The organism is Brevundimonas sp. UBA5866, assembly GCF_002432125.1.
In the GTDB taxonomy this organism is placed as follows: Bacteria; Pseudomonadota; Alphaproteobacteria; order Caulobacterales; family Caulobacteraceae; genus Brevundimonas.
In genome coordinates, this window is the sequence record NZ_DJFS01000050.1 from 350 (window position 1) to 6,886 (window position 6,537).

The following is a 6,537-nucleotide window of genomic DNA, read 5'->3' on the forward strand; positions in this document are numbered from 1 at the left end:
TGCGCGTTGCAGGGCGGGGATGGCCCCGCCGCTATAGATGGGCTGGATCGCCGTGACCGTGGGCCGGAACGAGGTTTCCTCCAACCGAAGGCGCAGGTCGGAAGGCAGGGCGGCGAAGATCTCGGGCAGGGCCTGTTGCAGGCGTTGCTCGACCAGCGACGCCAGATCGGGCGTCACGCCGGGCAGGTTGGACACCAGCCCCGGAATGGCCGCGCCGATGTCCTGCTGGGCGCGGTCCAGCCCCTCGGACAGGTCCAGATCGAAGGTCTTGCGATAGCGGATCAGCATGGCGTCCAGCGACACCGTGGGCCGGTGAAGCCCCGCCGCGACATTGGCGTGGGCCTGCGCGGCCTGAACCCCGTAATCGGCGGCGCGGGTGAGTGACGAGGTGCTTTCCAGACGGGCGCGGGCCTGTTCGAACGTCATGGGGGCGACTGTTGGGGGCGCGGCCTCTTGCGGCACTGCATTTTGCGCACCTGCAATGGCTCCAGTGGCCCAGCCATTAGCCAGGCCCGTAGCCAAGACTGCGGCCAAGGCTGCGCACACTCTGTATCGACTGATCATAACTCTGCCCCGATTGCCTGTGCAGCATAACGACCGACAGTGCGCGTTGTTGCTTACAACAATGACAATAGTATTAGCAGAGGTTTCGAAACTGGCAACCACAAGCCCGTCAGGCCCGCAGTCGTCTGCCGTCAGGGATAAGGCTGCGCGTATTTACCGGCACCACCTTCCGGCCCAGCACATAGGCGCAAACCTTGGGCGCGAACATTCCCGCATAGGCGGCGTCCAGCACGTTCAGCCCGCCCGTATAGGCCCCGAAAGCGGGCAGGATCAGGCGGTTGCCGTCACTGAGGAAACAGCGGCGACGCACGGCCCCGCCCGCGCCTTTGACCTTGGCGCAGGGGTGAAGGTGGCCCGCGACCTCGCCCGTCTGCGATCCGGCTTGCGGTTCGTGGCGCAAGATCAGGTTTCCGAGATGCAGTTCGTCAGTCGAGCGCCCGCCAAAGGCCGCGCCGCCGTCGGGGTCGTGGTTGCCGTTGATCCAGACCAGATCAAGCTGCTGCGCCAGATCGATCACTGCCTCGCGCTCGGCCACGGGAATACGGCTGATGGCCCCCATGTCGTGCAGGCTGTCCCCCAGCAGGACCACCGTCTTGGCTTCAGTATCGGCCACCTCGGCCAGCAGGCGGTCCAGCGTCTCGCGCGTGTCATAGGGCGGCAGAAGCTGGCCCTTGGCGGCGTATGCCGACCCCTTTTCAAGGTGCAGGTCCGAAACAACCAGCGTGCCATGCTGCGGCAGCCATAGCGTTCCCGCCGTCCGCAGCACGCACGGTTCGCCCGCCACGCTAATCTGCATTAGCTCATGGCCTCATCGATCAAGGCGGCGTCTTCCAGCATCATATCGGCAGCAGAGGTTCCGGGGGCGCGTTCCTTGCCGATCTCCATCAGCATGGGCACGGCAAAGGGCGACACTTTTGGCAGATTATAAACCCTGATCCGCCCACGGATACGCGACAATAGTTCACCCAGACGCGCCACATCCAAAAGGCCCCGCGCTGCATCCTCGCGCGCGCATCGCAGAAGCAGATGCTGGGGGGCATGGCGTCTGAGGGTGTCGTAGATCAGGTCGGCAGAGAAGGTCACCTGACGGCCCGTCTTTTCATGGCCGGGCATACGCCGCTCGATCAGGCCCGCGATCTGGGCGCATTCCTTGAACGACTTCTTCATCATGAAGCTCTCGTCCAGCCAGCTTTCCAGATCGTCGCCCAGCATGTCCTGTTCGAACAGGGCGTCGAAATCGAGGTCGGCCATCGACCGCATCGACCAGATGCACAGCGAGAAATCATTGGCGACATAGCCGATCGGCCCCACGCCCGCGCGGTCCAGTCTGCGCGTCAGCAGCATGGCCAAGGTGGTGTGCGCCAGAACCCCCTCGAACGGATAGACGATCATGAAATGGCGCTTGCCGCGCTGGAAGGTCTCGACCAGCAGGTCGTCCATGGCGGGGATGCCGGAATGGTCATCCTGCGCCTCCAGCCATTCCTGAACATCGGTGGGCATGCGTCGCCACGTGTCGCGGTCGGCCATCAACCGCCGGACGCGATAGGCGAGGTGCGAGGATATGGGAATGCGCGATCCGCCCCAGCTGGGCACCATCGGGTCGTCATCGCTGGTGGCGCTGACGATGGCATTGGTGCCTTCCACGCCTTCGAACCGCCAGATCTCGCCCGCAAAGACAAAGCTGTCGCCGATGCTCATCTGCTCGAACAGGGTCTCTTCGGCATCGCCGATCTTGCGGCCCGTGCCACGCCGCCCCCGAGTGCGGACGGTCAAGGTCTGGGCGGCGACAATAGCCCCCACATTCATCCGGTGGCGGGCGATGATCTCTTTCGTTCGCGCCTTCCACAGCCCGTCGCGCCCGCGCACGATGCGGCGGTATTTGTCATAGGATTTCAGCGCATATCCGCCGGTCGAGACGAAATCGACCACCTGTTCCCAATCCTCCCACGTCAGGTCGCGATAGGGGGCGGCGGTACGGACCTCGTCGTACAGCTCCTCCAGATCGAACGCTTCGGCGCAGGCCACGCCCATGACGTGCTGGGCCAGCACATCCTTGGCCCCGTTGCGGATCGGTTCGCCATCGTGGGCGGCCTCCATCACGGCCTCGACGGCGGCTTGGCATTCCAGCATCTCGAACCGGCTGGCGGGAACCAGCACCGCCCGCGACGGCTCGTCCAGACGGTGGTTGGCCCGCCCGATCCGCTGCACCAGACGCGACGATCCCTTGGGCGCGGCCAGCTGGATCACCAGATCGACATTGCCCCAGTCGATGCCCAGATCGAGGGTGGAGGTACAGACCACGGCCTTCAGCAGGCCCTTGGTCATCATGGCCTCGACCTTGCGGCGCTGTTCGGCGCTAAGGCTGCCGTGGTGAAGCGCGATCGGCAGGTTGTCGTCGTTCAGCCGCCACAGCTCCTGAAACGCATATTCCGCCTGCCAGCGCGTGTTGACGAAAACCAGAGCGGTCTCAGCGCTCTTGATGGTGTCATACACCTCCTGCATCGCGTGCTTGGCGGTGTGGCCCGCCCACGGCACGCGGTTTTCACTCAGCAGCACATCCAGTTCCGGTGGCGCGCCTGCCTGACCAAAAACGATATCGTCGCCCTTGTCGGATAACCAGCCACGGATGGCCTTGGGGTCGCTCACCGTGGCCGACAGGCCGACGCTGCGCATCTTCGGCGCAAAGGCCCGCAACCGCGCCAGCCCCAGCGACAACAGGTCCCCGCGCTTTGACCCGTGGATGGAGTGGATCTCGTCGATCACCACACAGCGCAGGTCCTTGAAATAGTCCCGCGCCCCCTCCCACGCGCAGAACAGGGCCAACTGCTCGGGCGTAGTCAAAAGGATATCGGGCGGAGCCAGCCTCTGGCGCGCGCGCTTGGCCTGATTGGTGTCGCCCGTTCGGCTCTCGATGGCGATATCCAGCCCCATCTCGCGCACGGGCGTCAGCAGGTTGCGCTCCACATCCACCGCCAGCGCCTTCAGCGGCGAGATGTAGAGGGTGTGCACCGAAGGCAGTTCGCCCGGGGCCTTCTCCCGCTGCGACAGCTCGATCAGGCTGGGCAGAAACCCCGCCAGTGTCTTGCCCCCGCCCGTCGGTGCCACCAGCAAGGCATCCTCACCCGCCAGCCCTTTCTCCACCATCGCCAACTGATGCGGACGCGCACTCCACCCCCGACTGGCGAACCAGTCGGTAAAGCGGGCGGGGAGGGAAGATGACAGTGTCATGCCATCTGATATGGGAGCGGAAGAGAGGGATTTCATTCCCCCTCCGCAGCCGACAACATCCCCTCCAACGCCCCCAACTCATCCGCCTCTCCCGCAGGCTTGTCCCAGCGGATGCGGTTGATCCTCGGGAAGCGCATGGCGATGCCGGACTTGTGGCGGGTGGAGCGTTGCAGGCCCTCGAAGGCGACTTCGACCACCAATCCGAAGTCGCGCGTGACTTTAACCGCGCGGACGGGGCCGAAGCGGTCGGTGGTGTTGTCGCGCACGAATTTGTCGAGCTGTTTCAGCTCCTCGTCCGTAAAGCCGAAATAGGCCTTGCCGACGGGGGTCAGCACGTATTGCCCCGCCTCGTCCGTCGTCCAGACGCCGAAGGTGAAATCGGAATAGAAGCTGGAGCGTTTGCCGTGCCCGCGCTGGGCGTACATCAGCACGGCATCGACCAGCATGGGGTCGCGCTTCCACTTGAACCACGGCCCCTTGGGGCGGCCCGCCTCATAGACGCTGTCGCGGCGTTTCAGCATGAAGCCCTCGGCCAGCCGCGCATCGCCCTCGGGCGGATTGGCGCGAAGTTCGGCCAGAGCTTCCCAGCTTTCGATCTCGACCAGCGGCGAGATGTCGATGCGCGGTGACGCGATGGCGGCGATGAAGGCTTCCAGCCGTTCGCGCCGCTCGGAAAAGGGCAGGGCGCGGGTGTCCTCATCCCGGTCGGCCAGAAGGTCATAGGCCCGGATACCTGCCGGATAGGCCGCCATGCGTTTGGCATCGACGCTCTTGCGGTTCAGCCTCTGTTGCAGGTCCGAGAAACTGCCCATCACGCGATCGCGGATGACGATCAATTCGCCGTCTAGAACACCCTCGAAATCCATCGCCTCGATCAAATCGGGAAAGGCGTGGCCGATATCCTCGCCCGTGCGGGAATAGAGGCGTTTGATGCCGCCCTCGCTCACCGCCTGAACGCGGATGCCGTCCCATTTCCACTCGGCCACGAAGTCGGCGGGGTTCAGGCGCGGCATCTCCGTCGCCTCGTCGATCGGATGGGCCAGCATGACGGGGCGGAAACGGCCATGCGACTCGACCTGTGGCCGCTCGCCCTTGCCATCCAGCCACGCCAGAAGATCGAGATAGGGCGGCTCCTGTCCGTGCCAGACCTCTTGAATCTCGGCCACGTCCACGCCGCCGTAATCCGCTGCCGCCTGCCACGCCAGTCGCGCCGATACGCCCACGCGCAAACTGCCCGTCACCAGTTTCAGCAGCGCCCAGCGTCCCTCAGAATCCAGCGCATCCAGCCAGTTTTCGATCAGGCCATAGACCTCGCCGCGTTTGGCGGTGTTCAGGGCCTCGATCACCTCTGAGACTTCCGGCTCGCGGTTGGCCCCGTGCCGCGTGGGCCAGATCAGGGCCACCGTCTCGGCTAGGTCACCGACATAGTCATAGGACAGGCGGAATAGTTCGGCATCCACACGCTCTTCCACCACCTTGCGGATGGTGTTGGCCTTGGCCTCCTTGAACGACAGGCCGCCCGTCAGCGCCGCCAGCGCCCAGCCGCGATCAGGGTCCGGCACCGTCCGCAAATGGTCCGCGATCAGCCGCAGCTTGGCATTGCGCGATGCCGTCAGAGACAGACGGTCCAGCAGTTCGGCAAAGGCCCTCATTCGACGGCCTCTTCAACAGGCTCGTCGTCCTCGTCCTCATAGCCGACGAGGTGCAGCGCCCGAGCCGTCATGCCGTTGATCTGCGCCCACCGCGACAGGGCATCGTCGCGCCCGTGGGTGATCCAGACCTCGGTGGGGGAAAGCTCGGTCAGGGTGTCGGTCAGCTCGTCCCAATCGGCATGGTCGGACAGGATGATGGGCAGCTCCACACCCCTCTGACGCGCCCGCGCCCGCACGCTCATCCAGCCACTGGCAAAGGCCGCGACCGGATCGGGAAAGCGGCGGCTCCAGCGGTCGGCGATGGCGGATGGCGGGGCGATAATGATCTTTCCGGCGAAGTCGGCCTTCACCCCCGCCACCGTCTGCCACGGGCCGAGATCGACGCCGAAACTCTCATAAAGACGGTTCAGCTTTTCCAGCGCGCCGTGGACATAGATCGTCTCGTCATAGCCCGCCTCGCGCAGCAGCTTCATCACCCTCTGCGCCTTGCCCAGAGCATAGGCTCCGACCAGATGCGCCCGTTCCGGAAACTGCTCTATCGAGTGCAGCAGCTTGCCGATCTCGTGGCTGTCGGGCGGGTGGCGGAAGACGGGCAGGCCAAAGGTCGCCTCGGTGATGAACACATCGCTCGGCACCGGCTCGAACCCCGCACAGGTCGGGTCGCGGCGGCGCTTGTAATCGCCGCTGGCCGTGATGGTGATGCCACCGTGCCGGATGGCGGCCTGTGCCGAGCCTAAAACATGCCCCGCCGGATGCAGCGACACCTCGACCCCGCCCACCTTCACCCGCTCGCCGTATTCAAGGCTCTGGGTGCTGCCCGCGAAATCGGCCCCATAGCGCGTGGCCATGATGGCCAGCGTCTCGGGCGTGGCCAGCACGTGCTTGTGGCCCCAACGGGCGTGGTCGGCATGGCCGTGGGTGATGACGGCGCGCTCCACCGGGCGCGGTGGATCGATGAAAAACCGCCCTTGCGGACACCACAGCCCTTGCGGCGTTGGATGCAGGACGGCGGCAAAGCGTCGGGCCTCGGCGGTGGTGTTCATGCAAAGCTAACGCGGCGCTGGCTTGGCGGTTGCGGACATGAAAAAGGGCG

The 6,537-nt window shown here is 65.1% G+C and carries 4 protein-coding genes and 1 pseudogene; all 5 read right to left on the reverse strand.

Features of this window, described 5'->3' with window-relative positions:
• Window positions 1-426 (reverse strand): annotated as a pseudogene (locus tag B3H86_RS05730) (TolC family protein); the annotation flags it as partial.
• A 247-nt stretch (window positions 427-673) separates the two neighbouring features.
• Window positions 674-1,360: a ligase-associated DNA damage response endonuclease PdeM gene (gene pdeM, locus B3H86_RS05735; RefSeq protein WP_292051855.1), complete on the reverse strand. Its 687-nt coding sequence runs from the start codon at window positions 1,358-1,360 to the stop codon at window positions 674-676.
• Window positions 1,360-3,792, reverse strand: coding sequence for a ligase-associated DNA damage response DEXH box helicase (locus tag B3H86_RS05740; RefSeq protein WP_292051857.1), 2,433 nt, complete (start codon window positions 3,790-3,792; stop codon window positions 1,360-1,362). Before B3H86_RS05740 ends, pdeM begins: the two co-directional genes overlap by 1 nt.
• 32 nt (window positions 3,793-3,824) lie before the next feature.
• Window positions 3,825-5,444 (reverse strand): cisplatin damage response ATP-dependent DNA ligase, encoded by a 1,620-nt coding sequence (locus B3H86_RS05745; protein WP_292051859.1) that lies wholly within the window; start codon window positions 5,442-5,444, stop codon window positions 3,825-3,827.
• Window positions 5,441-6,487, reverse strand: coding sequence for a ligase-associated DNA damage response exonuclease (locus tag B3H86_RS05750; RefSeq protein ID WP_292051862.1), 1,047 nt, complete (start codon window positions 6,485-6,487; stop codon window positions 5,441-5,443). Before B3H86_RS05750 ends, B3H86_RS05745 begins: the two co-directional genes overlap by 4 nt.
• Between the last annotated feature and the right edge of the window lie 50 nt (window positions 6,488-6,537).